The organism is Streptomyces sp. NBC_00178, from assembly GCF_036206005.1.
Classification (GTDB): Bacteria; Actinomycetota; Actinomycetes; order Streptomycetales; family Streptomycetaceae; genus Streptomyces.
This window is the reverse complement of the sequence record NZ_CP108143.1, coordinates 1,872,457-1,897,727: the sequence shown is the minus strand read 5'-3', so window position 1 is coordinate 1,897,727 and position 25,271 is coordinate 1,872,457. Positions and strand designations below refer to the sequence as shown.

Genomic DNA, 25,271 nt, shown 5'->3' with positions numbered 1-25,271 from the left:
CCCGCCACCGACCACCGCCCACCGGCACCACCCCCGGCCACCCACCCACCGTTACGTCTAAGCTCGTCGACCATGACCACGAGCAACACCGACGCGCACGTCACCGCCGAACTGAACCGGCTGCGCGAGAGCATCGACAACATCGACGCCGCAGTCGTCCACATGCTCGCCGAGCGCTTCAAAGCCACCCAGCAGGTCGGCCACCTCAAAGCCCAGCACCACCTGCCGCCCGCGGACCCCGCCCGCGAAGCCCGCCAGATCACCCGGCTCAGGCAGCTCGCCGAAAGCGCCCGGCTCGACCCCGCCTTCGCCGAGAAACTCCTGAACTTCATCGTCGCCGAGGTCATCCGCCACCACGAGCGCATCGCCGAGGAATCCACCGGCACCGAGGACTGACCCCGGCCGGCGCCCGCACCACCCCTCGCGGGCGCCCCGCCGGACCCACGACGGCCCCCCGCCCCCACCCGCCGGAACGCGGCGCCGCACCGCGAGCCACCCGCGCCACACCCTCGCAGGCCCCACGGCCCCGCCCCACCCGTCAGCCCTGCGAGAACCCCACTGCACAGCCCGGCAGCCGTACGGCAGCATGGGCCACATGTCCGTACTGACGCGCAACGAAGCGCAGACCCGCGCCCAGCTCCTCGACGTAGACCGGTACACCGTCGACCTCGACCTCACCACCGGCGAGGAGACCTTCGGCTCCCGTACCGTCATCCGGTTCACCGCCCGCACCGCCGGAGACACCTTCCTGGAGATCAAGCCGGAGACACTGCGCTCACTCAGCCTCGACGGACAACCACTGGACCCCGAACGCCTCGACGGCAACCGCTACCCCCTGGACCGCCTCACCCCCGGCCCCCACGAACTCACCGTCGACGCCACCATGCGCTACTCCCGCACCGGCGAAGGCATGCACCGCTTCACCGACCCCGCCGACGGCGAGACCTACGTCTACACCCAGCTCTTCCTCGACGACGTCCAGCGGGTCTTCGCCGCGTTCGACCAGCCCGACCTCAAATCCGTCTTCGACATCACCGTCACCGCACCCCCCGCCTGGACCGTCCTCGGCAACGGCACCACCACCCAGGACACCGAAGGCCACTGGACCATCGCCCCCACCCCACCCATCTCCACCTACCTCGTCGCCGTCGCCGCCGGCCCCTGGCACTCGGTCACCACCACCCACGCCGGCATCCCCTTCGGCATCCACTGCCGCCGCTCCCTCGCCCCCCACCTCGACGCCGACGCCGACGAGATCCTCGGCATCACCCGCGACTGCTACGACCGCTTCCACGAGAAGTTCGACGAGCCCTACCCCTTCGACTCCTACGACCAGGCGTTCGTCCCCGAATTCAACGCCGGCGCCATGGAGAACCCCGGACTCGTCACCTTCCGCGACGAGTACATCTACCGCTCCGCCGTCACCGACACCGAACGCCAGTCCCGCGCCACCACCATCGCCCACGAGATGGCCCACATGTGGTTCGGCGACCTCGTCACCCTCACCTGGTGGGACGACATCTGGCTCAACGAGTCCTTCGCCGAATACATGGGCTACCAGACGCTCACCGAAGCCACCCGCTTCACCGACACCTGGACCGACTTCGGCGTCTCCCGCAAGGGCTGGGGCTACGACGCCGACCAGCGCCCCAGCACCCACCCCGTCGCCCCCGACCCCGAAGCCGTCCCCGACACCGCCTCCGCCCTCCTCAACTTCGACGGCATCTCCTACGCCAAGGGCGCCTCGGCCCTACGCCAACTCGTCGCCTGGCTCGGCGAGAAGGACTTCCTCGCCGGGATCAACGCCCACTTCGCCCGGCACAAGTTCGCCAACGCCACCCTCGCCGACTTCATCGACAACCTCGCCACCGCCACCGACCGCGACGTCCACACCTGGGCCGCCGCCTGGCTCCGCACCACCGGCGCCGACACCCTCACCGCTCACGTCGACAACACCGGCCACAGCTGGAACCTCACGGTCGACCACGCCGGCAACCGCCCCCACCGCATCGCCGTCGGCACCTACGACCACAGCCTCGACACCCAGACCGGCTCCGAACAGCTCATCCTCCGCGACCGCTTCGAACTCGACATCCCCACGCACGACACCCCCACCCCCCAGCCCGGCACCCGCCCCGACCTCGTCGTCCTCAACGACAACGACCTCACCTACGCCAAGATCCGCCTCGACACCCACTCCTGGAACACCGCCCTCACCTACCTCTCCGGCATCCCCGACGCCCTCACCCGCGCCCTCATCTGGAACACCGCCCGCGACATGGTCCGCGACGGCGAACTCCACCCCACCGTCCACCTCACCGCCGCCCGCACCCACCTCCCCTACGAAACCGACCTCGCTCTCGTCCACGGCGTACTCGAATTCGCCTCCACCCACATCGCCGGCCGCTACCTCCCACCCGAAGACCGCCACACCGCCCTCACCACCCTCACCTCCCTCTGCCGCGACCTCCTGCGCCGCACCGAAGGCCTCACCCCCAAGGACTGGGAAAACGGCCACGACACCCCCCGCCCCGGCACCCCGAACCCCGGCCTCCGCCTCACCGCCGTACGCCACTTCATCGACGCCGCCACCCAGCCCGACACCATCCAGGACTGGCTCACCGAAGGCACCGTCCCCGGCGGACCCGAACTCGACCCCGAACTCCGCTGGCGCATCCTCACCCGCCTCGCCGTCCTCGGCGCCACCGACGAGACCGCCATCGCCCGCGAACTCGACACCGACCCCAGCGCCACCGGCCAGGAAGGCGCCGCCCGCTGCCGCGCCGCCCTGCCCACCCCCGAAGCCAAAGCCGCCGCCTGGCACGCCATGTTCACCGACGACACCCTGTCCAACTACCTCTTCACCGCCACCGCCCAAGGCTTCTGGCAGCCCGAACAGCACGAACTCACCCATGACTACATCGCCCGCTACTACCCCGACGCCACCGCACTCGCCACCCGCCGCGGCCCCGCCATCGCCGAAGCCGCCGGACGCCACGCCTTCCCCGTCCACGCCGTCGACCCCCACAGCCTCCGCATCGGCACCGACGCCCTGAACGACCCCGCACTCACCCCCGCACTCCGCCGCAAACTCACCGACCAGCTCGACGACCTCCGCCGCGCACTCGCCGTACGCAACGCCCACTGACCCACTGACCCACTGATCCACGGCGGCGGCCGCACACGGCACCCCCGGTACAACTGTGCCCGGCCCCTCACCCGAGGGGCCGGGCACAGTCATGCGAACAGCGAACTCCTCTACCAGCACCACACCCCCCACCTCGCCCACACCGGACAGCAGTACCCCTTTCGGGTTCAGATCGTTGGGCTCTTCGGCCGCCCCCTCCGCACACCGGACAGGCTGACACCACCGCCCCGCGCACCCGAAGGACCACACCACCCATGCCCACCCCACCCCTCGCCGGAGGCACCGCCGGCCCCACCCACCTGCGCCCCCTCCTCGACACCGTCCTCGACGCACTCCACGAAGGCGCCGCCCGCCGCGACGGCCCCCTCCCCGCCGGCGGCCCCGACCACGTCACCCAACACCTCCACCGCACCACCGGCCCCGTCATCCCCGACCACGGAACCGGCGCCCACCACGCCCTGCGCACCCTCGTCACCGCACTCGCGGAAGGCGCCGCCGACCCCGCACACCCCCACTGTGCCGCCCACCTCCACACCCCACCCCTCGCACTCGCCGCGGCGGCCGACCTCGCGGCCTCCGCCCTCAACCCCTCCATGGACTCCTGGGACCAGGCACCCGCCGCCTCCGCCCTCGAAACCGCCCTCACCACCGCACTCGCCACCGAGATCTACCCCCACACCCCCCACCCCGACGCCCTCATCACCACCGGCGGCACCGAAGCCAACCAACTGGCCCTCCTGCTCGCCCGCGAACGCCACGGCCCCGTCCGCGCCATCTGCGGCGCCAACGCCCACCACAGCATCACCCGCGCCGCCTGGCTCCTCGGCCTCCCCGAACCCGTCATCCTCCCCACCCCCACCGGCACCATCGACCCCCTCACCCTCCACAACGCCCTCACCCGCCTCCAAGGCCCCCTCCTCGTCACCGCCACCGCAGGCACCACCGACACCGGCCAGATCGACCCCCTCACCGACATCGCCGACCTCACCACCACCCACGGCGCCGAACTCCACATCGACGCCGCCTACGGCGGTCCCCTCCTCTTCAGCCCCACCCACCGCCACACCCTCAAGAGCCTCCACCGTGCCCACAGCGTCACCCTCGACCTGCACAAACTCGGCTGGCAGCCCGCATCGGCCGGCATCCTCGCCGTTCCCCACCACCACGACCTCCACCCCCTGCACCACCACGCCCCCTACCTCAACGCCGACGACGACACCGAAGCCGGCATCCCCGACCTCCTCGGCCGCTCCCTGCGCACCACACGCCGCCCCGACGCCCTGAAGATCGCCGTCACCCTCCAAGCACTCGGCCGCGACGGACTCGCCGACCTCATCGACCGCACCATCGCCTCCGCCCACCACCTCGCCGACCTCATCCACCGACACCCCGCATTCGACCTCTACGACCGCCCCACCATCAGCACCGTCCTCTTCCGCCCCACCCACACCGACGACACCACCGTCGCCACCATCCGCCGCACCCTCCTCGACCAAGGCCACGCCGTACTCGGCCGCGCCCGCACCCACAACGGCCTCTGGCTCAAAGCCACCCTCCTCAACCCCCACACCACCCCCACCGACCTCCAACGCCTCCTCGACCACGTCACCCACGCCCACACCGGCGCCACCAAGGAAGGCAGCACACCCCGATGACCGACCGGACCACCCCCGCAGGCGACCGGCCCCACGACCTCATCGGCATCGGCCTGGGCCCCTTCAACCTCTCCCTCGCCGCCCTCGCCCACGGCATCCCCACCACCGCGGACCGGCCGCTCACCACCGCCTTCTACGAACAACGCCCCGCCTTCCACTGGCACCCCGGCCTCCTCATCGACGGCGCCACCCTCCAAGTCCCCTTCCTCGCCGACCTCACCACCCTCGCCGACCCCACCAGCCCCTGGACCTTCCTCAACTACCTCCGCACCCGCGACCGCCTCTACCCCTTCTACTTCGCCGAGCAGTTCCACATCCACCGCGCCGAATACGACGCCTACTGCCGATGGGTCAGCGAACAACTCCCCACCATCCACTTCAACCACCAGGTCGACTCCATCCGCTGGAACACCGACCGGGCCCACTACGAAGTCGACTACACCCACCTCGGCCCCGACGGCGAAACCCGCACCCCCGGCCACACCCACACCCGCCACATCGCCCTCGGCGTCGGCACCGCCCCCTTCATCCCCGAACCCCTCCGGCCCCTCGCCGAAGCCCCCGGCGTCCCCGTCATCCACTCCGCCGACTACCTCCACCACCGCGAACAACTCCTCGAAGCCGGGCACATCACCGTCATCGGCTCCGGCCAGTCGGGCGCCGAGATCTTCCTCGACCTCCTCCGCGCCCGTCCCCAGGGCGTCGAAAGAATCCACTGGCTCGCCCGGACCCAGGCCTTCGCGCCCATGGAGTACTCGAAACTCGGCCTCGAACACTTCACCCCCGACTACACCCACTACTTCCACGCACTCCCCGAGCACGTACGCGACAGCCTCGTCCCCCAGCAGTGGCAACTCCACAAGGGCATCGACACCGACACCATCGCCGCCATCCACCACGAGCTCTACCGGCGCACCCTCCACGGCGGCTGGCCCGACGCCACCCTCACCCCCGGGGTCGGCGTCCGCACCGCGGGCCGCATCTCCGGCAGCGGAAACCGCATCGAGCTCCACCTCGAACACACCCAGCAGGCCACCCGAAGCCGCCTCACCACCGACGCCGTCGTCCTCGCCACCGGCTACCGCGAACGCCCCCTGGACACCCTCCTCACCGGCATCGCCCCCCACATCCGCCGCGACACCCAAGGACGCCCCCGCATCCACACCGACTTCCGCCTCGACCTCGACCCCGCCCTCACCGGCAACATCTACGTACAGAACGCCGAACGCCACACCCACGGAGTCGGCGCCCCCGACCTCGGACTCGCCGCCTGGCGCAGCGCCACCATCCTCAACAACCTCACCGGCACCACCCCCTACCCCCTGCCACAACGCACCGCCTTCACCACCTTCGGCCTCACCCCCCGCACCGCCCCCGCGATCCCCGGCCAGAACCCCACCCTCACCCCCCTCGCCCAAGGCCACTGACACCGGAACAACGACAGGGGAAACAGCGAGCACCCACCCACACCCCGGTCCGGGCCGGCGAAGATCCATCACGAGCCCGTCACGGATGCGCCGCATGATCGTTGAGCAAGCATGATCAACATGAGGAAGCTCGCGACCCTGCTCGCAGCCGGCACCCTGTCCCTGATCGCCGCCGCCCCCGCCAACGCCGCAGTCCACAGCCAGTGCGGCCAGTACATCTGCGTCATGACCGCCCACCACAACAGGTTCGTCCAGGACATCACCGTCCAGACCAGGGACGGAAACTCCGGCACCCTGCGCGCCTACTGGGGAGAATTCCGCTCCGGACGAGTCGCGGCCGCCAGCCACCGCTGGGCCGTGGGCTACGAGCAGGCCAACGCCAGCCTCGTCTGCGGCGCCCTGGAACGCGACGGCCGCGTCATCGAAGACGGCATCTGCGTCACCATCTGACGCGCCCCGCCCGCCCCTCCCGCAGCCTGACCACGGAAGGGGCGGGCGGACCACAGCAGCCCCACGTGGCGAGATCCGTACAAGAAGCGCCCCGGCGCATCGGTGACGCCCGAGAGACCTCGACGGGCGGCGAGCACGGAAAGCCGGAATCCCCGCCCAATCCCCGGAGCCCCGAGCGCGGCCCGGAACGCACCGGGCCCCCGCCGGCGAACCGCCGGGGGCCCGAGGACGAGCGATACGACCGGAACTAGAACACCGGCACACCCTCACGCGTCAGACGCCAGTCCACCGAAGCGAACTCCGCCGGATCCACCGAACCCTTCGCCTTCACCCAACCGATGATCGTGTTCCGGATCTCGTCCGAATTCGCCCACAACTGCTTCGCACCCGGAACATGCGGGAAGTTGCCCCCGCCGCTCGCCCGATAGTTGTTCACCGCGAACACGAACTGCGCCGCCGGATCCACCGGCGCCCCCTCGAACGACAACCCCACGATCCGCGAACCGGCCGGCTTCGCGATGTCGATGTCGTACGACACCCCCGACACCACGTCATAGTTGTAGTCCGGAATGCTCTCCGCGTTCGTCAGCTTCGACGTATCCACCGGCGCCCCCGCAGCCGTCTGCACGTAGTACTTCGCCGAGAACTCCAGATAGTCCTTCAACTGCGCACCCGTCAGAAGCCGCGCCTCCAACGTGTTCTCGAACGGATACAGCCCCGCGGCATCCTTGATCGTCACCTCACCCGCGGGAATCGCCGCCGTACGCGAGAAACAGGCAGCCTGCGACAGCACCGGCAACGCCGCGTACTCCCCACCCGCCAGCGCCGCCTTCACCGTCTCCGCCTGCACCAGGTTGATCAGATCGATGACCGGCTCGTCCTTCCACGGCGCGTCCACCGTCGACATCGCCGCCACCGACGTACCGATCACCTGGTTCACATACGCCACGACCTTCTTGTGCTCGTCCCCGAGCATCGACGCGATCCGCGGGTCCTCGGGCACCGTGTTCGAGTTCAGCACCGAAGCGCCCACCTTCTCGACCACCCAGCGGCCCTTCTCCCACACCAGGTCGAAGTCGAACAGCGTCAGCCGCTGGCCCCACTTCAGCGGCTCCGAGAGGACGACCTGCTTCCCCGTCTCCTTGTTCGTCACGAAGTACTCGGGAATCTCCGAATGCGCGTGACCCACCAGAATCGCGTCGATCCCCGGCACCTGCTCCGCCACCAGACCCGCGGCGTTCTCGACGTACGGCAGCTGATCCCCGTACGACGAAGTGCCCGACGAACCCGAGTGCGCAGAAACGATCACCACATCCGCGCCCATCGAACGAAGCCTCGGCACCCACTTCGCCGCCTGCTCCTCAAGACCCGGGAACACCATCTTCCCGCCCACATTCGCCTTGTCCCAGATCGCGATACCCGGATTCGTCAACCCCAGCACCGCCACCCGCACATCGCGCCCGTGCGGCGTACGCACCCGCTTGATCACATACGGGGCGAACGCCGGCCGCAGCGTCTTCGCATCCAGCGCGTTCGCACCGAGCAGCGGAAAGTCACACTGCTCCTCGAACTTGCGCAGCACCGGAATGCCGTAGTTGAACTCGTGGTTACCGAGCGCGGCAGCGTCATAACCGATCTTGTTCATCGCCTGCGCCATCGGATGCACCGGACCACGCCGCGCCGTGATCGGATCGACCTTCGCGTAGTAGTACGACAACTGCGTGCCCTGGATCGTGTCGCCCGCGTCGATCAGCAACGTGTTGCCACGACCCCGCTCCTCACGGATCCGGTTCACCAACGTCGAGATCTTCGCCAGACCGACGTCGTTGTGCGCCTTGTCGTCGAACTCCTTGTCCGTGAAGTAATCCCAGTTGAAGACGTTCCCATGCAGATCCGTCGTCCCCATCACCGTGAACGAGTACCGCTTCGGCGGACGCCCATGACCGTGCCCCTTCGGCCCCACGGCCTCCGCGGACCCCGCACCGACCCCACCGGCAAGCGCCACACCGGCGCCGGCCACAGCCGACCGGCCCAGAAACGTCCTACGGTTCAACGGCATCCTTGACTCCTCGTTCGTGCGAACAACGCGCGTAGATTCTGGCCCAGCCGCCACCACCCGCAACACCCCCCACAGGTTTCGATCTGATGACCAGGCCACCCACCACCCCGGCCCACCACCCCGCGCCACCCCCGCGCACGCTCATCGGAGCGCGCCGCCGCACAATTCAACAGTTGTCAATAACCCTTCACGCAAAGGCTGTTGGACAGTCATGCAGAGACAAATACCTACCCATAGGTAAGGTCTAGGCTCGAACCATGCGACGAGCAAAAATCGTTTGTACCCTGGGACCCGCCACCGACTCATACGAGCAGATCAAGGCACTCGTCGAAGCGGGAATGGACATCGCCCGCCTCAACCTCAGCCACGGCACCTACGCCGAACACGAAGAGCGCTACAACCACGTACGCAAAGCCTCCGAAGAAACCGGCCGCAGCGTAGGAATCCTCGCCGACCTTCAAGGCCCGAAGATCCGCCTCGGCCGCTTCGCCGAAGGCCCCGTACTCCTTGAACGCGGCGACACCTTCACCATCACCGTCGAACCCATGGAAGGCGACCGCCACGCCTGCGGCACCACCTACGACGGACTCGCCACCGACGTCACCACCGGCGAACGCATCCTCATCGACGACGGACGCGTCACCCTCGAAGTCACCGACGTCGACGGACCCCGCGTCCACACCACCGTCATCGAAGGCGGCATGGTCTCCGACCACAAGGGACTCAACCTCCCCGGCGTCGCCGTCTCCGTCCCCGCACTCAGCGAAAAGGACATCGACGACCTCCGCTGGGCCCTCCGCACCGGCGCCGACGTCATCGCCCTCTCCTTCGTACGCACCGGACGCGACATCGACGACGTCCACCGCATCATGGACGAGGAGGAACGCCGCCTCCCCGTCATCGCCAAGGTCGAAAAGCCCCAGGCCGTCGACAACATCGACGACATCGTCGCCGCCTTCGACGGCATCATGGTCGCCCGCGGCGACCTCGGCGTCGAAATGCCCCTGGAACAGGTCCCCATCGTCCAGAAGCGCGCCATCAAGCTCGCCAAGCGCAACGCCAAGCCGGTCATCGTCGCCACCCAGATGCTCGACTCGATGATCGACAACTCCCGCCCCACCCGCGCCGAGGCCTCCGACGTCGCCAACGCCGTCATCGACGGTACGGACGCGGTGATGCTCTCCGGTGAGACCAGCGTCGGCAAGTACCCCGTCGAGACGGTCCGCACCATGGCCCGCATCGTCGAGGCCGCCGAGGAGGACATCCTCGCCAAGGGCCTCCCGCCCCTCACCGACCGCAACAAGCCCCGCACCCAGGGCGGCGCCGTCGCCCGCGCCGCCGCCGAGATGGGCGACTTCCTCGGCGCCAAGTTCCTCGTGGCCTTCACCCAGAGCGGCGACACGGTCAAACGCCTCTCCCGCTACCGCTCCCCGATCCCGCTCCTGGCCTTCACCCCGGACCAGGCCACCCGTGCGCAGCTGAATCTGACGTGGGGCGTCGAGACCTTCCTCGGGCCGCACGTGGACTCGACGGACGCGATGGTGGCGCAGGTCGACGAGGAGCTGCTGCGGATCGGGCGCTGCAAGAAGGGCGACATCGTGGTCATCACCGCCGGCTCGCCGCCCGGAGTCGCGGGCTCGACGAACCTGGTACGGGTGCACCACATCGGCGAGGACGACAGCCCGAAGTAACGGTCGTCAGTACTTCGGCCCGACGTGAGCGTCCATGAGAGCCACGGACGCCCGTCGGGCTACGGAGATGTTGTACTCCTTGCCCGCGCGGGTGCAGTGCGTCCACTCGACGCCGAGCTTGTCCAGGGTGTCGGTGTACAGGCGGCGGATGTCGTCCGAGACATTGGTGAACCAGTACCTCGGGTATTCGTACCGCTTGCGGGTTCCGCCTACCATCCGGGTCGTCCAGTTGGTGATCCTGCAACCGTCGGAGTGAACGAGTCCACGGACGAGGGCCCAGGGGTTCGCGTCGACGAGTTCTTGTTGCCACGCTTCCAGTTCGATCTTCCGCTCGTGTTTCCGGCCCGGCCCGTGTTGCGGAAAAAGGCAGGGCAGGTGCTTCGAGTAGACCTTGATGTTGTGGCAGCCGGTCTTGCGCACGCGACATGTGGCGTTGTCGGGGAAAACTATGCGCATTGACCTTTCCGCTTCGGCTTGGATGCCGGGCCAGGAGTCGTCCAGGGTGATCATGAGGTTCGGCACTCGGTGCTGCGAGTACTGGCTGATGTGGCCATCGCCCAGGTAGAGGCCCAAGAGGTAGACGTAGTCAGACGCAGGGAGCATGACACCGTCGCATCGATGACAGGTGGGGTTATGTGCGCCCGGACAGGCGTTTCGCTTGGAGCGGTCTATATGTAGCCAGTACGAGACCGTGCCGCGAGGTACTTGCAGGCGACGCGCGACTTCCGCGTTCCCGACGCCGGTATTTAGAAGGGCGAGGGCATTTTGACGCACTTCCGTGCCATGGAAGATCATGTCAACACTGTGCGTGACGTTCCGAGGCAGCGAGTAGCAGAATGCGGATGTTCACGAGAACGTGAGCATCCGCATCGCCTGAAGTGCCGGGTATGGGATTCGAACCCACATGCCCTTTCGGGCAGAGGTGTTTGAGACCTCCGCGTCAGCCAATTGCGCCAACCCGGCCAGGTAGCCGGACAGAAGTGTACCTGGTGACTGCTGGCGGCGGCGGGTAGGTAGGCTGCTTCGCAGCAGTACGCCCCATACCAAGGAGCCCCGTGACCACCCCCGAGTCGCCCCAGCCCGTAGACGCCGCCGACGACGACAAGTCGCACGTCCCGCCGCTGACGACCCGCGTCGTCATCGCCGAGGACGAGGCGCTCATCCGCCTGGACCTCAAGGAGATGCTGGAGGAGGAGGGCTACTCGGTCGTCGGTGAGGCCGGGGACGGTCAGCAGGCCGTCGAGCTGGCCCGGGAGCACCGCCCGGATCTCGTGATCCTGGACGTGAAGATGCCGGTGCTGGACGGGATCTCGGCCGCGGAGAAGATCGCCGAGGAGTCGATCGCCCCGGTTCTGATGCTGACGGCGTTCTCGCAGCGGGATCTGGTGGAGCGGGCCCGGGACGCCGGGGCGATGGCGTATCTGGTGAAGCCGTTCAGCAAGAGCGATGTGGTGCCGGCGATCGAGATGGCGGTGTCGCGGTTCGCGGAGCTGAAGGCGCTGGAGGGTGAGATCGCGGATCTCTCGCAGCGGCTGGAGACGCGGAAGCTGGTGGACCGGGCGAAGAGCATTCTGCAGACGGATTACGGGCTGTCGGAGCCTGCCGCGTTCCGCTGGATCCAGAAGACGTCGATGGACCGCCGGATGTCGATGCAGCAGCTGGCGGAGGCGCTGATCGAGGATGCCGAGGAGAAGAAGAAGTCGGCCGAGTAGGTCGTCGGCCGCCTGCACGAAAGGGCCCGCCCCGGATGTTCTTCCGTGGGCGGGCCCTTTCGTGTGGGCGGGTGCTCAGTCCTCGCCGAGGTAGGCCTTGCGGACCGACTCGTCGTGGAGGAGGTCGGCGCCGGTGCCGGAGAGGACGACCTTGCCGACCTCCATGACGTGGCCCTGGTCCGCGAGGGAGAGGGCGGCCTGGGCGTTCTGTTCGACGAGCAGGATCGTGGTGCCGGACGCCTTGAGTTCGACGATGGTCTCCATGATCTTCTGCATCATGATCGGGGAGAGTCCCATGGAGGGCTCGTCGAGCATGAGCAGTTTGGGCTGGGACATGAGGGCGCGTCCCATGGCGAGCATCTGCTGTTCGCCGCCCGAGAGGGTTCCGGCGGCCTGCTTGCGGCGTTCCCCGAGGATGGGGAAGAGGTCGTAGGCGCGCTGGATGTCCTTCTCGATGCCTGCTTTGTCGGTGCGCAGGAAGGCGCCGAGCTGGAGGTTCTCGGCGATGGTGAGGCGGGGGAAGATGTGGCGGCCTTCGGGGGAGTGGGCGAGGCCGAGTGCCACGATCTTGTGGGCGGGGATGCCGGCGAGGGGTTTGCCGTCGAAGAGGATCCGGCCGCCGGAGGGCTTGAGGAGGCCGGAGAGGGTGCGCAGGGTGGTGGTCTTGCCGGCGCCGTTGGTGCCGATGAGGGTGACGACCTGGCCGGCTTCGACGGTGAAGGAGATTCCCTTGACGGCTTCGATCTTGCCGTAGGCGACCCTGAGGTCTTCGACCTCGAGCAGTGCGGTCACTGGGTTTCCCCTTCTGTGCTGGTGGTGCGCTCCGCGTCGTCGGCCGCGGGGGCTTCGGTTGCGGTGGTGTCCGGTGTTTCCGCGGGTGTGGCTGCGTTCTCGGCGGTGTCGGTGGTGTCCCCTTCGAAGGGGGTGCCGAGGTAGGCGGCGATGACGCGTTCGTCGCCCTGGACGACGGCGGGTGTGCCTTCGACGAGTTTTTCGCCCTGGACGAGGCAGGCGACGCGGTCGCAGAGGTTGAAGATGAAGCGCATGTCGTGCTCGATGACGAGTACGGCGATGCCCATGTCGCGGATGGCGAAGATGAGTTCTTCGGTGACGCGGGTTTCCTGGGGGTTCATGCCGGCGGTGGGCTCGTCCAGGAGGAGGAGGCCGGGGTCGCTGGCGAGTGCGCGCGCGATCTCCAGCTTGCGCTGGTCTCCGTAGGGGAGGTTGCGTGCGAGGTGGTCGGCCTTGTCCTGGAGGCCGATGAACTCGAGGAGTTCCATGGCGCGTGCGTGGGACGCGGCTTCGGCCCTCTTGAAGCCGGGGCCGCGCAGGAGGGCGGACCAGAGGCCTTCCTTGGTCCTGGTGTGGCGTCCGACGAGGACGTTTTCCAGGACGGTCATGTTGGCGAAGAGCCGGATGTTCTGGAAGGTGCGGGCGATTCCTGCCTGGGTGACGAGGTGGGGCTTGGGTGGCAGGACGGTGCCCTTGTAGCGGACCGTGCCTTCGGTGGGGACGTAGAGGCCGGTGAGGCAGTTGAAGAAGGTGGTCTTGCCGGCGCCGTTGGGGCCGATGAGTCCGACGATCTCGCCTGCGTTGACCTTGAGGTCGACGTCGCGTACGGCGGTGAGTCCGCCGAAGCGCATGGTGACGCCGGAGGCGTCGAGCACGGGTGTCGTGGTGGTCTGGGTGGTGGTCGTTTCGGTGGTGGTCGTCATGGTGTTCACGCCCCCGCCTTCACGGTGCCGACGCCGGAGTCGGGCAGTGTGCCCTCGGGTGTGTCGAGTTGGCCGGTCTCGTGGTATTCGAGCTGGGCGCGCCGGTTGGCGATGAGGCCTTCGGGGCGGAAGCGCATCAGCAGGATGAGTGCGAGGCCGAAGCCGAGGAGCTGGTAGTCCTGGAGGAACTGCAGCTTGGCGGGGATCATGTAGAGGAGGGTCGCGCCGATCAGGGGTCCGCTGATGGTTCCCATGCCGCCGAGGATGACCGCGGCGAGGAGGAAGGCGGAGTTGGGCGGTACGGGGCCGGCGAAGACGTACATCTCCGGGACGACGGTGCTCTGTACGTGGGCCTGGACGGTGCCGGCGAGGCCGGCGAGGGTGGCGCCGAGGGCGAAGGCGATGAGTTTGACGCGGAAGCCGTTGATGCCCATGGCGGTGGCGGCGGTCTCGTCCTCGCGGATGGCGACCCAGGCGCGGCCGATGCGGGAGCTGCCGGCGCGGCTGAAGACGAGGACCACGAGGATCATCGCGAGCAGCATGAGCAGGTAGTAGTTGGCGTATCCGCCGAGTTCGATTCCCAGGATCGTGTGGGATTCGCCGAAGTCGTATCCGAAGAAGACGAGGTCGGGGATGTTGGGTACGCCGTTGGGGCCGTTGGTGATCTGAGGTCCGGAGACGCCGTCGAGGTTGCCGACGGTGATGCGGAAGATCTCGCCGAAGCCGAGGGTGACGATGGCGAGGTAGTCGCCGCGCAGTCGGAGTGTGGGTGCTCCGATGACGACGCCGAAGATCAGGGAGACGGCGGCTCCGGTGAGGACGGCGGCCCAGAAGGGGAAGTGGACGTCGAAGGCGGATGCGGTGGTGCCTGAGACGAGGGCGGCGGTGTAGGCGCCGACGCCGAGGAAGGCGACGTATCCGAGGTCGAGGAGTCCGGCGAGGCCGACGACGATGTTGAGCCCGAGTGCGACGGTCGCGAAGATGAGGATGTTGACCGCGATGAGGGTGTACTGGTCGGTGCTCTGGGTGAAGGGGAACGCGGCGGCGGAGACGAACGCGGCGGCTACGGCGATGGAGCGGTATTTGGTGGTGAGGGCGGAGAGCCGGGCCATGATGCCGGACTTGGCCAGGGCGCCGACGGCGAAGCCTGCGGTGATCATGTAGCCGGTGAAGAGTTCGGCGTATTCGGTGTCGATGCCGTAGGTGACGACGAAGAGGCCGGTCGCGAAGGCCGCGACGATGATGAGGATCTCGGCCCAGGAGGGGAGTTCCTTGGGGCGGGATGCCTTGTGGGTGTCGTCGGGGAGCAGGAAGGCGACGAGGGGGATGGCGGAGGCGGCTGCGGCGACGTAGCCGCCGGGTTCCAGGTTGACGACTCCGCCGAGTTCGACCGCGATGGCGATGACGGTGAACCAGGTGGTGGCGAAGGCGCCGATGGCGAGGAACTGGAGGGCCTTGGTGGTGCCGGTGGGGGCGAGCCAGCGGAGGCCTCGGATGTCGAGGGAGGCGAGGGCGTACAGGAGTACGAGGGCGCCTGCGACGAGGGTGAGGACCTGGAGGCCGCCGGGGTAGCCGTAGACGGTGAGGTCGCCGGGGAACTCGTCGGTGTAGGTCCAGGACATGAAGGTGGCGGCGATGGTCGCGATGCCGCCGAGGGCGGTGAGGCGGCGCAGGCCGGTGGTCCGGGAGCCGGTGTCGGCGGGGGTGGGGACGGCGGCGGTGGTGGTGGTGTCGGTTGTCATGGTTCTCACGCCCGATCCGCGACGCGCTCGCCGAGCAGGCCTTGTGGCCTGACGAGGAGGACGACGATGAGAAGTACGAATGCCCAGACGTTGGCCCAGGCGCCGCCGCCGAGCTGCTGCATGCCGGGGATCTCTTCGATGTAGGCGATGGAGAGGGCTTCGGCGAGGCCGAGGACGACTCCGCCGACCATGGCGCCGTAGATGTTGCCGATGCCTCCGAGGACGGCGGCGGTGAAGGCCTTGAGTCCGAGGAGGAAGCCCATCTCGAAGTTGATCTGGCCCTTGTCGAGTCCGTAGGCGACGGCTGCGACGGCGGCGAACGCGGCACCGATGGCGAAGGCCATCACGATGATGCGGTCGGTGTTGATGCCCATGAGCTTGGCCGTGTCGGGGTCCTGTGCGGTGGCTTGCATGGCGCGGCCGCTGCGGCTCTTGGCGACGAACATGCCGAGGGCGAGCATGCACAGGGGGGCGAGGACGAGGATGAAGGCGTCGGCGCGCTGGAGGTAGAGGTTGTCGAAGATCTTGAACGACTCGCCCTTGAACTCGGGGAAGCTGCGCGGCTTCTTCGCGTCGGGGTAGAAGCCCCAGACAAGCTGCTGGAGGACGATCGAGAGGCCGATCGCGGTGATGAGGGGTGCCAGCCGTGGTGCGCCGCGCAGGGGGCGGTAGGCGAAGCGTTCCGCGGCCGTCGCCACGGCGACGGAGGCGATGGCGCCTCCGATGATCATGAGGGGTATGACCACCATGAGCGAGGTTCCGCTGGGGAGCGCGAGGTAGGTGGTGAGGGCGCCGAAGCCCCCGATCATGAAGATCTCGCCGTGGGCGAAATTGATGAGCTGGACGATGCCGTACACCATGGTGTACCCGATGGCTATGAGGCCATAGAGCGCGCCGAGTGCGAGGCCGTTCGCCAGCTGTTGCGGCAGTTCGTTCACCGCAGTGCCTCCGATGAGCTTGTCGGATATGACACCGCGCGAGGGCGCTGTTTGCGCCCTCGCGCGGTCAGGAGCGTGTGCTGGGGGTGGTGCTGGTCGGTCAGTCCTCGAACGTGGCGCTCTTGACGTCCTTCCAGGCGCCCTTCTGGACCTCGTAGACGGTGAGCTGCTTGTTGGTGGTGTCACCGAACTCGTCGAAGGAGACCTTGCCGGTCACGCCGTCGAAGGAGACCTTGGCCATGGCCTCGGTGACCTTGGCGCGGGCGTCCTCGGGGAGCTTGCCGTCGTTGTCGGCGACGACGGCCTTGACGGCCTGGATGATGGCCCATCCGGCGTCGTAGGAGTAGCCGCCGTAGGCTGCGAACGGGTCCTTGTAGCCGCCGGCGTTGTAGTCGGCGATGAACTGCTTGGCCGTCGGGAGGGCCTCGACGGGGTAGCCGACGGAGGTGGCGAAGTCGCCGTCGTTGGCCTCACCGGAGGCGCTGATGAAGGCGGGGTCGTAGATGCCGTCGCCGCCCATGGTGGGGATCTTGGCGCCGGTCTTCTTGATCTGGTCGGAGAGCAGGCCGCCCTCGGGGTACTGGCCGCCGTAGTAGACGGAGTCGGCGCCGGAGGTCTTGACCTTGTCGGCGGTGCTGGAGAAGTCGGTCTCCTTGACCGTGACGTGGTCGGTGCCGACGACCTTGCCGCCGAGGCGCTCGAATTCCGCGGAGAAGATGGCGGCGAGGCCGGCGCCGTAGGTCTGCTTGTCGTCGACGACGTAGACCTTCTTCTTCTTGGCGTCGTTGTACAGGTACTGGGCGGCGAACTTGCCCTGGACGACGTCGGTGGCGCAGGTGCGGAAGTACGTCTTGAAGACGCGCTTGGAGTCGCCCTTGCCCCAGTTGTCGCCCTGGCTGAGGGCGGGGTTGGTGTTGGCGGGGGAGACCTGGGCCATGTCGGCCTTCTCGAAGACACCCTGCATGGACTGGGCGACGCCGGAGTTCAGGGGGCCGACGGCGCCGATGACGTTCTTGTTGCCGACGAGCTTGGTGGCGTTGGCCTGTCCGGAGGCGGGGACGGCCTGGTCGTCGAGGGCTTCGATCTTGAACTCGATGCCGGGGACCTCGTTGTTCTTGTTCGCGGTCTTGGCCGCGAGGTCCACGGAGTTCTTGATGCCCTGGCCGAGGGCGGAGAGGGATCCGGTCAGCGGGGCGTCGACGCCGATGACGACGGTGGTCTTGCTGTCGCCACCCTTGTCGCCCTTGCCGCTGTCGTCGCGCGATCCGCAGGCGGTGAGTGTGAGGGCACCGGTGGTGAGCACTGCTGTGAGGATGATCAAAGAACGGTGTCGCACGAAAGGTCCTTTCCCTGGCGCGGCCTCCTCGGCATGAGGTGCCGTAACGATCGCCGGGCCGTATTGGCCGATACAGGGCCGTGCAGCAGACGCGCCCGGCGGCGCGGTGACTGGCCGTGACTCTAAGGGCAGGTGAGGGGGTGCGGGACGGGTCCGCTGATGATGTGACTGTCTTGTTATGCCGTGGGGAAGGCTTGGTGGTCACTGTGTGGACATGTACCGCTTTCCGGTGTGCGGTGAAGTGACCGCATCGTGAGAACGCGCAGCTCTGCTAAGGGGCTTGGGGCGATCTTGGTGCTGTCACGCGAATGGGGCGCATGGGGCGCGGGTGGTGTCGGTGCGGCGGGTGCGCGCGCGGTGCGTGAGGTTTTTCGTGTATTGCACACATGTTACGGAGTGTTACATCCGTGGGAGGTGTTTGAAGACCCTGTGGGGCGGTGTGGTCGGTGAAGTGGCTCATGGAACGACATGGGCGGTCAGGGGTGTTGACCGTGCGTGTCCGCCAACTTCGGTGTTTTGCTTCGGATATGGGTCTGCCCGGTCCGGAATACGGTGTGTTTTCCGGCCGGGCAGGGGGTGTTGGGCGGGGTCGGTCAGCCCGCGTCGGGGCGCGGCGCGTCGCGGAGCAGGCAGGTGAGGCGGGCGGTGCAGACGCGCTTGTCGTGCTCGTCGGTGATGACGATCTCGTACGTCGCGGTCGTGCGGCCGCGGTGGACGGGGGTGGCGACTCCGGTGACGAGGCCGCTGCGGGCGCCGCGGTGGTGGGTGCAGTTCAGGTCGACGCCGACGGCGATCTTGGCGGCGCCGCCGTGGAGCATGGTGCCGACCGAGCCGAGGGTCTCGGCGAGGACGGCCGACGCGCCGCCGTGGAGGAGTCCGTAGGGCTGGGTGTTGCCTTCGACGGGCATGGTGCCCACGACGCGCTCGGCGGACGCCTCGACGATCCTGACGCCCATGCGCTCGCCGAGGTGTCCGGCGGAGAAGAGGGCGGGGAGGTCGACGCCGAGTGCCGCGTACTCGTCGATGATCTCCTGGGGGAACGTGGGTGCGGTGTGCTCGCCCATGGGGTCGGCTCCGATCGTGTGCTCGTCCGTTGCTGTGTGCACCGTTCTTATCAGACCGCTGAGCGTGCGCTTAGGGCTGTGGGTGTCCGGGGGCCCGCCTGGGGTCCCCGGGGCCCTCAGGCGGTCTCGAACCGGACGACGACCGACTTGCTGGCGGGGGTGTTGCTGGTGTCCGCGGTCGCGTCGAGGGGGACGAGGACGTTCGTCTCCGGGTAGTAGGCGGCGGCGCAGCCCCGTGCGGTGGGGTAGTGGACGACGCGGAAGCCGGGGGCGCGGCGCTCGACGCCGTCCTTCCACTCGCTGACGAGGTCGGTGTAGGAGCCGTCGGCGAGGCCGAGGGCGCGGGCGTCCTCGGGGTTGACCATGACGATGCGGCGGCCGCCCTTGATGCCGCGGTAGCGGTCGTCGAGGCCGTAGATCGTGGTGTTGTACTGGTCGTGGGAGCGCAGGGTCTGGAGCAGCAGCCTGCCCTCGGGGAGTTCGGGGTACTCGACGGGGGCCGCGGTGAAGTTGGCCTTGCCGGTGGCGGTGGGGAAGCGGCGTTCGTCGCGGGGTGCGTGGGGGAGGGTGAATCCGCCGGGCCGTGCGACGCGGGCGTTGAAGTCCTCGAATCCGGGCACGACGCGGGAGATGCGGTCGCGGATCGTCCCGTAGTCCTTCTCGAAGTCCTCCCAGGGTGTGGTGGAGGCGGGGCCGAGGACGGCGCGGGCGAGGCGGGCGACGATCGCGGGTTCGGAGAGCAGGTGGGGGCTCGCGGGGGTGAGGTTGCCGCGTGAGGAGTGGACCATGCCCATGGAGTCCTCGACGGTGACGAACTGCTTCCCGCCGGCCTGCACGTCCTTGTCGGTGCGGCCGAGGGTGGGCAGGATCAGGGCGCGGGTGCCGGTGACCGCGTGGGAGCGGTTGAGTTTGGTCGAGACGTGGACGGTGAGGCGGGCGCGGCGCATCGCTGCCTCGGTGACGGTGGTGTCGGGGGTGGCTGCGACGAAGTTGCCGCCCATGGCGAAGAAGACCTTGGCGTCGCCGTCGCGGAGCGCCTGGATGGACCGTACGACGTCGTAGCCGTGGTGGCGCGGCGAGGTGATGCCGAACTCGCGGTCGAGGGCGTCGAGGAAGGCGGGGGCGGGGCGTTCGAAGATGCCCATGGTGCGGTCGCCCTGGACGTTGGAGTGGCCGCGCACGGGGCAGACGCCCGCGCCGGGCCTGCCGATGTTGCCGCGCAGGAGGAGGAAGTTGACCACTTCGCGGATGGTGGGCACGGAGTGCTTGTGCTGGGTGAGGCCCATGGCCCAGCAGACGACGGTGCGTTCGGACGCCAGCACCATGGCGAGTGCCTGCTCGATGGTCTCGCGGTCGAGGCCGGTGGCTGCGAGGGTCTCGTCCCAGTCCGCCGTGCGGGCGGCTTCGGCGAAGTCCTCGTAGCCGTGGGTGTGCGCGTCGACGAACGCGGTGTCGACGGCCCCGTCCGCCTCGATGATCATCTTGTTCAGGAGGCGGAAGAGTGCCTGGTCGCCGCCGATGCGTATCTGCAGGAAGAGGTCGGTGAGGTCGGCGCCCTTGATCATGCCGCGGGCGGTCTGCGGGTTCTTGAACCGTTCGAGGCCGGCCTCGGGCAGCGGGTTCACCGAGATGATCTTCGCTCCGGAGGCCTTGGCCTGTTCCAGGGCGGACAGCATCCGGGGGTGGTTGGTGCCGGGGTTCTGGCCGGCGACGATGATCAGGTCGGCCCGGTGGAGGTCTTCGAGGCTGACGCTGCCCTTGCCGACGCCGATCGTCTCGGTGAGGGCCGAGCCGGACGACTCGTGGCACATGTTGGAGCAGTCGGGCAGGTTGTTGGTGCCGTACTCGCGGGCGAAGAGCTGCAGGAGGAACGCGGCCTCGTTGCTGGTGCGGCCGGAGGTGTAGAAGAGGGCCTCGTCGGGGGAGGCGAGCGCGGTGAGTTCCTCGGCGATGATCGCGAAGGCGCGTTCCCAGGTCACGGCCTCGTAGCGGTCGGCGCCCCCGGGCAGGTACACGGGCTGGGTGATGCGGCCCTGCTGGCCGAGCCAGTAGCCGCTGCGGGTCGCGAGGTCGGCGACGGGGTGGGCCGCGAAGAAGTCGGGGGTCACGCGGCGCAGGGTCGCCTCCTCGGCGACGGCCTTGGCACCGTTCTCGCAGAACTCGGCGGTGTGCCGCTTGTCGCCTTCGGGCCAGGCGCAGCCGGGGCAGTCGAAGCCGTCCTTCTGGTTGACCTTGAGGAGGGTCTGCGCGGTGCGGCGCACGCCCATCTGCTGCTGCGCGATGCGCAGGGTGTGGGCGACGGCGGGCAGTCCGGCGGCGGCGTGCTGGGCCCCTTCGACCCGCGGCGCGTCCTGGACCGGGTCACCGGTCGGGGGCTTGGTGGCCATGGTGCTCCCCTTCGAGCGCTTGCGGGAGCTGGTTCGCCCAGGTGTGTCCCGGCACGTCCTCCCGCGCTTCCACTGTTCGTCGATCCTGTCATGGGCGGGGGCCGGGGCGTCCGGCGGGAAGGGGGCCGGCCGGCGGGTCCGGCGGGTGCGTGCGAGGGCGGGGCCGAGCGGCGCCCGAGCGGGGGACGAGCGGCGGCCGGTCCGGATTGTCGGTGGTACGTGGCAGGATCGGGGGCGTGGCTGAGACGGCATCGAAGAAGACGGCAGACAACCGACCGCGCCTGCTCCTCATGGACGGGCACTCCCTGGCGTACCGGGCGTTCTTCGCCCTGCCCGCGGAGAATTTCACGACGGCGACGGGGCAGCCGACGAATGCCGTGTACGGCTTCATGTCGATGCTGGCGAACACGCTGCGCGACGAGGCGCCCACGCACTTCGCGGTGGCGTTCGACGTGTCCCGCAAGACCTGGCGTGCGCAGGAGTTCCCCGAGTACAAGGCGAACCGTTCCAAGACCCCGGACGAGTTCAAGGGGCAGGTCGAGCTGATCGGCGAGCTGCTGGACGCGATGCGCGCGGACCGGTTCGCGGTGGACGGCTTCGAGGCGGACGACGTCATCGCGACGCTGGCCACGCAGGCCGAGGCGGCGGGCTTCGAGGTCCTGATCGTCACGGGGGACCGGGACTCCTTCCAGCTGATCACGGACAACGTGACCGTGCTGTACCCGACGAAGGGCGTCTCCGAGCTGACGCGTTTCACCCCGGAGAAGGTCGAGGAGAAGTACGGCCTGACGCCCGCCCAGTACCCGGACTTCGCGGCGCTGCGCGGTGACCCCTCGGACAACCTTCCGGGCATTCCGGGTGTGGGTGAGAAGACGGCGGCGAAGTGGATCAACCAGTTCGGTTCGTTCGCGGAGCTGGTCGAGCGGGCCGACGAGGTCAAGGGCAAGGCCGGCCAGAACTTCCGCGACCACCTGGACGCGGTGAAGATGAACCGTGTGCTGACCGAGATGGTCCGCGACGTGGAGCTGCCGAAGGTCCCCGCCGAGCTGGAGCGCGCCCCGTACGACCGCACGGCGGTCACCGGTGTGCTGGACGTCCTGGAGATCCGCAACCCGAGCCTGCGTGAGCGGCTCCTGGCCGTCGACCCCGGTGCGGAGGAGGCGGCGCCGCCGGAGCCGGCCGCCGGCATCGACCTGGACGGTGCGGTGCTGGGTCCCGGTGAGGTCGCTCCGTGGCTGGAGGCCCACGGCGGGCAGCCCCTCGGTGTGATGACGGTGGACACCTGGTCGCTGGGTGTCGGCACGGTCACGGAGATCGCGCTCGCCGCCGCCGACGGGTCGGCGGCCTGGCTGGACCCGGCCACCCTCGTGGAGGCCGACGAGCAGGCGTTCGCCGCCTGGGTCGCCGACCCGCGGCGGCCGAAGGTCATGCACAACGCCAAGAACGCCCTGCGGGTCTTCCCCGAGCAGGGCTGGCGGCTGGACGGCATCACGATGGACACCGCGCTCGCCGCCTACCTCGTCAAGCCGGGCCGTCGTTCCTTCGCCCTGGACGCGCTGACCGTCGAGTACCTCGGCCGTGAGCTGGCGCCGGCCGCTTCGGCCGACGGGCAGCTCGCCTTCGGGGCGGACGACCGCGCCGAGGCCGACGCCCTGATGGCGCAGGCACGGGCCGTGCTGGACCTCGGCGATGCCTTCACCACCCGGCTGCGGGAGGTCGGGGCCACCGAGCTGCTGCACGACATGGAACTGCCCACGTCGATCATGCTGGCCCGTCTCGAGCGGCACGGCATCGCCGCGGACCGCGCCCATCTGGAGGGCATGGAGCAGCAGTTCGCCGGTGCGGTGCAGCAGGCGGTGAAGGAGGCGCACGCCTCGGTGGGCCGGGAGTTCAACCTCGGCTCGCCCAAGCAGCTCCAGGAAGTCCTCTTCGGTGAACTGGCCCTGCCGAAGACGAAGAAGACGAAGACGGGGTACACGACCGACGCCGACGCGCTCGCCTGGCTGGCCGCGCAGACCGAGCACGAGCTGCCGGTCCTCATGCTGCGCCACCGGGAGCAGGCGAAGCTCCGGGTCACGGTCGAGGGCCTGATCAAGACGATCGGCGCCGACGGCCGTATCCACACCACGTTCAACCAGACGGTCGCGGCGACCGGCCGGCTCTCCTCGACCGACCCCAATCTGCAGAACATCCCGGTGCGGACGGACGAGGGCCGGGCGATCCGCCGGGGCTTCGTCGTCGGCGAGGGCTTCGAGACGCTGATGACGGCCGACTACAGCCAGATCGAACTCCGGGTCATGGCCCACCTCTCCGAGGACGCCGGGCTGATCGAGGCGTTCAACTCGGGCGAGGACCTGCACACGACGGTCGCCTCGCAGGTGTTCGGCGTGGAGAAGACGGCCGTCGACGCCGAGATGCGCCGCAAGATCAAGGCGATGTCGTACGGGCTGGCCTACGGGCTCTCCGCGTTCGGCCTCTCCCAGCAGCTGAACATCGAGGCCGGCGAGGCGCGCGGGCTCATGGACACGTACTTCCAGCGGTTCGGCGGGGTGCGCGACTACCTCCGCCGGGTCGTCGAGGAGGCCAGGTCGACCGGCTACACCGAGACGGTCTTCGGCCGCCGCCGGTATCTCCCGGACCTCAACAGCGACAACCGGCAGCGGCGCGAGACGGCCGAGCGGATGGCGCTCAACGCACCCATCCAGGGCACGGCGGCCGACATCGTGAAGGTCGCGATGCTCAACGTGGACCAGGCGCTGACCCAGGCGGGGCTGACGTCGCGGATGCTGCTCCAGGTCCACGACGAGATCGTCCTGGAGATCGCGAAGGGTGAGCGCGAGCAGGTCGAGGAGATCCTGCGCCGTGAGATGTCCACGGCGGTCGAACTCCGTGCGCCGCTGGACGTGTCGGTCGGCGTCGGCACGGACTGGGAGACCGCCGCGCACTGACGTCTCAGCCGGCGTCCCGGCCGGCCGGAGAGGTCCGTGCGGTCTCCGCACCGGGCCCCTCCGGCCGGCCAGGACCTGCCTGCCCCCTCCGCAGCCGCATCCACGCCCCGTAGAGGACCAGACCGGCCGCGAGGCCCGCCCCGGCCCCGAAGCAGGCCGTCGGAATGATGTCCAGGGGGGTGTCGATCCGCCCGGACCAGGCGAACCAGCGGGCGCACCGGTGGGCGGTTCCCAGCAGGACGCACAGCGCGAGGAACGAGCAGGCTCCCAGGCGTTCGGTCCCGCTGAGGACGGGCACCGACTCCGGGCGGGGCGCGGGTCCGGCGGCCCGCAGTCCCGTGGACACGAAGAAAGCGAGAGCCGCCGCGGCGAGCGCCGAACTGCCGTACTGGACGATCTGGAACACGGGGAAGCCGCCGACGCTCCGGCCGAGGACGGGGATCAGTTCCGTTCCCCACCGGTCGTGATGGGTGAAGGCGTCCCACACGACGTGGGTGCCCGAGCCGATGACGGCGGACACGGCGAACCACACCGCCAGGGGCAGGAGCGGGGCGCCCGGCTCCCACCGCCGCCCCCGCACGAAGCCGTGGACGCGGCCCTGCGCCGCCCCGGGCAGCAGGGCGAGAAGCGGTTCACGCACCAGCAGCCACAGGGCGACCAGGGCGCCGGTGATGAGGACGTCGACGCCGAACACCCCCCACGCCGCGTGTGTCACCTCACCGAACTCCATCGCCCCGGGGACGACGCTGTCCGCGTAGTAGGTCACGTCCGGTGCGAACGAGCCCGCGACGAGTGCGGAGGCGACCAGCGGGCCACGGGCCCTCCCGGACCGGCGGACGCCCGGGAGAACCGCGGCGGCATGGCTGAGTGTGAACGGCATGGCGGCAAGTATGCGGGTGAGCCCGCGTCATCCCCCCGGCGCCAGGCGACGACTTGGCGACGCGAAGCTGAAGAAACAGTGAGAACCGGGCGGGGGCCGGTGTCCGGGCGCCGGGAGTT

At 68.9% G+C, this 25,271-nt stretch carries 18 protein-coding genes and 1 tRNA gene; 8 read left to right on the top strand and 11 right to left on the bottom strand.

The features are described 5' to 3' along the window. Positions 1–72 precede the first annotated feature (72 nt). The 5 genes from OHT61_RS08180 to OHT61_RS08160 all read left to right on the top strand — a co-directional run bounded on the left by OHT61_RS08180 (position 73) and on the right by OHT61_RS08160 (position 6,680). Positions 73–396: a chorismate mutase gene (locus tag OHT61_RS08180; RefSeq protein WP_329036375.1), complete on the top strand. Its 324-nt coding sequence runs from the start codon at positions 73–75 to the stop codon at positions 394–396. A gap of 199 nt (positions 397–595) precedes the next feature. Beyond that, a complete protein-coding gene (gene pepN / locus OHT61_RS08175; protein ID WP_329036373.1) occupies positions 596–3,148 on the top strand; it encodes an aminopeptidase N in 2,553 nt (850 codons plus the stop codon). 254 nt (positions 3,149–3,402) lie between these two features. Beyond that, positions 3,403–4,803: a pyridoxal phosphate-dependent decarboxylase family protein gene (locus tag OHT61_RS08170; protein WP_329036371.1), complete on the top strand. Its 1,401-nt coding sequence runs from the start codon at positions 3,403–3,405 to the stop codon at positions 4,801–4,803. Next, positions 4,800–6,230, top strand: a complete 1,431-nt coding sequence (locus OHT61_RS08165) for a lysine N(6)-hydroxylase/L-ornithine N(5)-oxygenase family protein (protein ID WP_329036369.1) — start codon at positions 4,800–4,802, stop codon at positions 6,228–6,230. Before OHT61_RS08170 ends, OHT61_RS08165 begins: the two co-directional genes overlap by 4 nt. Before the next feature lie 111 nt (positions 6,231–6,341). Next, positions 6,342–6,680: a hypothetical protein gene (locus OHT61_RS08160; protein WP_329036367.1), complete on the top strand. Its 339-nt coding sequence runs from the start codon at positions 6,342–6,344 to the stop codon at positions 6,678–6,680. A 247-nt stretch (positions 6,681–6,927) separates the two neighbouring features. Here the strand turns inward: OHT61_RS08160 and OHT61_RS08155 are convergent, their stop codons facing one another. Next, positions 6,928–8,739, bottom strand: coding sequence for a bifunctional metallophosphatase/5'-nucleotidase (locus OHT61_RS08155; RefSeq protein WP_329036365.1), 1,812 nt, complete (start codon positions 8,737–8,739; stop codon positions 6,928–6,930). Between the two features lie 257 nt (positions 8,740–8,996). Between OHT61_RS08155 and pyk the strand changes: the two genes are divergently transcribed. After that, on the top strand, positions 8,997–10,430 hold the full coding sequence (gene pyk, locus OHT61_RS08150; protein WP_329036363.1) for a pyruvate kinase: 1,434 nt from the start codon (positions 8,997–8,999) through the stop codon (positions 10,428–10,430). Positions 10,431–10,436: 6 nt separating this feature from the next. Here the strand turns inward: pyk and OHT61_RS08145 are convergent, their stop codons facing one another. Next, a complete protein-coding gene (locus OHT61_RS08145; RefSeq protein ID WP_329036361.1) occupies positions 10,437–11,225 on the bottom strand; it encodes a helix-turn-helix domain-containing protein in 789 nt (262 codons plus the stop codon). Between the two features lie 84 nt (positions 11,226–11,309). Further along, positions 11,310–11,393: transfer RNA gene (locus tag OHT61_RS08140), tRNA-Leu, on the bottom strand. A gap of 92 nt (positions 11,394–11,485) precedes the next feature. On the opposite strand from OHT61_RS08140, the gene OHT61_RS08135 reads away from it, so the two are divergent. Further along, positions 11,486–12,142: an ANTAR domain-containing response regulator gene (locus tag OHT61_RS08135; protein WP_329036359.1), complete on the top strand. Its 657-nt coding sequence runs from the start codon at positions 11,486–11,488 to the stop codon at positions 12,140–12,142. Between the two features lie 75 nt (positions 12,143–12,217). Here OHT61_RS08135 and OHT61_RS08130 read toward each other — a convergent pair whose 3' ends face one another. The 7 genes from OHT61_RS08130 to OHT61_RS08100 all read right to left on the bottom strand — a co-directional run bounded on the left by OHT61_RS08130 (position 12,218) and on the right by OHT61_RS08100 (position 21,324). After that, a complete protein-coding gene (locus tag OHT61_RS08130) occupies positions 12,218–12,934 on the bottom strand; it encodes an ABC transporter ATP-binding protein (protein WP_329036356.1) in 717 nt (238 codons plus the stop codon). Further along, on the bottom strand, positions 12,931–13,857 hold the full coding sequence (locus OHT61_RS08125; RefSeq protein ID WP_329043148.1) for an ABC transporter ATP-binding protein: 927 nt from the start codon (positions 13,855–13,857) through the stop codon (positions 12,931–12,933). Before OHT61_RS08125 ends, OHT61_RS08130 begins: the two co-directional genes overlap by 4 nt. 5 nt (positions 13,858–13,862) lie before the next feature. Then, a complete protein-coding gene (locus OHT61_RS08120; protein ID WP_329043147.1) occupies positions 13,863–15,599 on the bottom strand; it encodes a branched-chain amino acid ABC transporter permease in 1,737 nt (578 codons plus the stop codon). Between the two features lie 5 nt (positions 15,600–15,604). Continuing rightward, the gene (locus OHT61_RS08115) at positions 15,605–16,537 is read right to left on the bottom strand and encodes a branched-chain amino acid ABC transporter permease (protein WP_329036354.1); all 933 of its coding nucleotides are present in this window, start codon (positions 16,535–16,537) and stop codon (positions 15,605–15,607) included. Between the two features lie 100 nt (positions 16,538–16,637). Continuing rightward, positions 16,638–17,873, bottom strand: a complete 1,236-nt coding sequence (locus OHT61_RS08110) for a branched-chain amino acid ABC transporter substrate-binding protein (RefSeq protein WP_329036352.1) — start codon at positions 17,871–17,873, stop codon at positions 16,638–16,640. Between the two features lie 593 nt (positions 17,874–18,466). Further along, positions 18,467–18,937: a PaaI family thioesterase gene (locus tag OHT61_RS08105; protein ID WP_329043146.1), complete on the bottom strand. Its 471-nt coding sequence runs from the start codon at positions 18,935–18,937 to the stop codon at positions 18,467–18,469. 116 nt (positions 18,938–19,053) lie between these two features. Next, positions 19,054–21,324 carry an FdhF/YdeP family oxidoreductase gene (locus OHT61_RS08100; protein WP_329036350.1) on the bottom strand — a complete coding sequence of 757 codons (2,271 nt, stop codon included), beginning with the start codon at positions 21,322–21,324 and terminating at the stop codon, positions 19,054–19,056. A 236-nt stretch (positions 21,325–21,560) separates the two neighbouring features. Here OHT61_RS08100 and polA point away from each other — a divergent pair, with 236 nt between their 5' ends. Further along, positions 21,561–24,272, top strand: coding sequence for a DNA polymerase I (gene polA, locus OHT61_RS08095; protein ID WP_329036349.1), 2,712 nt, complete (start codon positions 21,561–21,563; stop codon positions 24,270–24,272). A gap of 4 nt (positions 24,273–24,276) precedes the next feature. Here the strand turns inward: polA and OHT61_RS08090 are convergent, their stop codons facing one another. Further along, positions 24,277–25,152, bottom strand: a complete 876-nt coding sequence (locus OHT61_RS08090) for a DUF4184 family protein (protein ID WP_329036348.1) — start codon at positions 25,150–25,152, stop codon at positions 24,277–24,279. Between the last annotated feature and the right edge of the window lie 119 nt (positions 25,153–25,271).

Excerpts from the sequence above, each read along its gene's own strand:
- OHT61_RS08180 (WP_329036375.1), top strand. The coding sequence starts at position 73 with ATGACCACGAGCAACACCGACGCGCACGTCACCGCCGAACTGAACCGG.
- pepN (WP_329036373.1), top strand. The coding sequence starts at position 596 with ATGTCCGTACTGACGCGCAACGAAGCGCAGACCCGCGCCCAGCTCCTC.
- OHT61_RS08170 (WP_329036371.1), top strand. The coding sequence starts at position 3,403 with ATGCCCACCCCACCCCTCGCCGGAGGCACCGCCGGCCCCACCCACCTG.
- OHT61_RS08165 (WP_329036369.1), top strand. The coding sequence starts at position 4,800 with ATGACCGACCGGACCACCCCCGCAGGCGACCGGCCCCACGACCTCATC.
- OHT61_RS08160 (WP_329036367.1), top strand. The coding sequence starts at position 6,342 with ATGATCAACATGAGGAAGCTCGCGACCCTGCTCGCAGCCGGCACCCTG.
- OHT61_RS08155 (WP_329036365.1), bottom strand. The coding sequence starts at position 8,739 with ATGCCGTTGAACCGTAGGACGTTTCTGGGCCGGTCGGCTGTGGCCGGC.
- pyk (WP_329036363.1), top strand. The coding sequence starts at position 8,997 with ATGCGACGAGCAAAAATCGTTTGTACCCTGGGACCCGCCACCGACTCA.
- OHT61_RS08145 (WP_329036361.1), bottom strand. The coding sequence starts at position 11,225 with ATGATCTTCCATGGCACGGAAGTGCGTCAAAATGCCCTCGCCCTTCTA.
- OHT61_RS08125 (WP_329043148.1), bottom strand. The coding sequence starts at position 13,857 with ATGACGACCACCACCGAAACGACCACCACCCAGACCACCACGACACCC.
- OHT61_RS08120 (WP_329043147.1), bottom strand. The coding sequence starts at position 15,599 with ATGACAACCGACACCACCACCACCGCCGCCGTCCCCACCCCCGCCGAC.
- OHT61_RS08105 (WP_329043146.1), bottom strand. The coding sequence starts at position 18,937 with ATGGGCGAGCACACCGCACCCACGTTCCCCCAGGAGATCATCGACGAG.
- OHT61_RS08100 (WP_329036350.1), bottom strand. The coding sequence starts at position 21,324 with ATGGCCACCAAGCCCCCGACCGGTGACCCGGTCCAGGACGCGCCGCGG.
- OHT61_RS08090 (WP_329036348.1), bottom strand. The coding sequence starts at position 25,152 with ATGCCGTTCACACTCAGCCATGCCGCCGCGGTTCTCCCGGGCGTCCGC.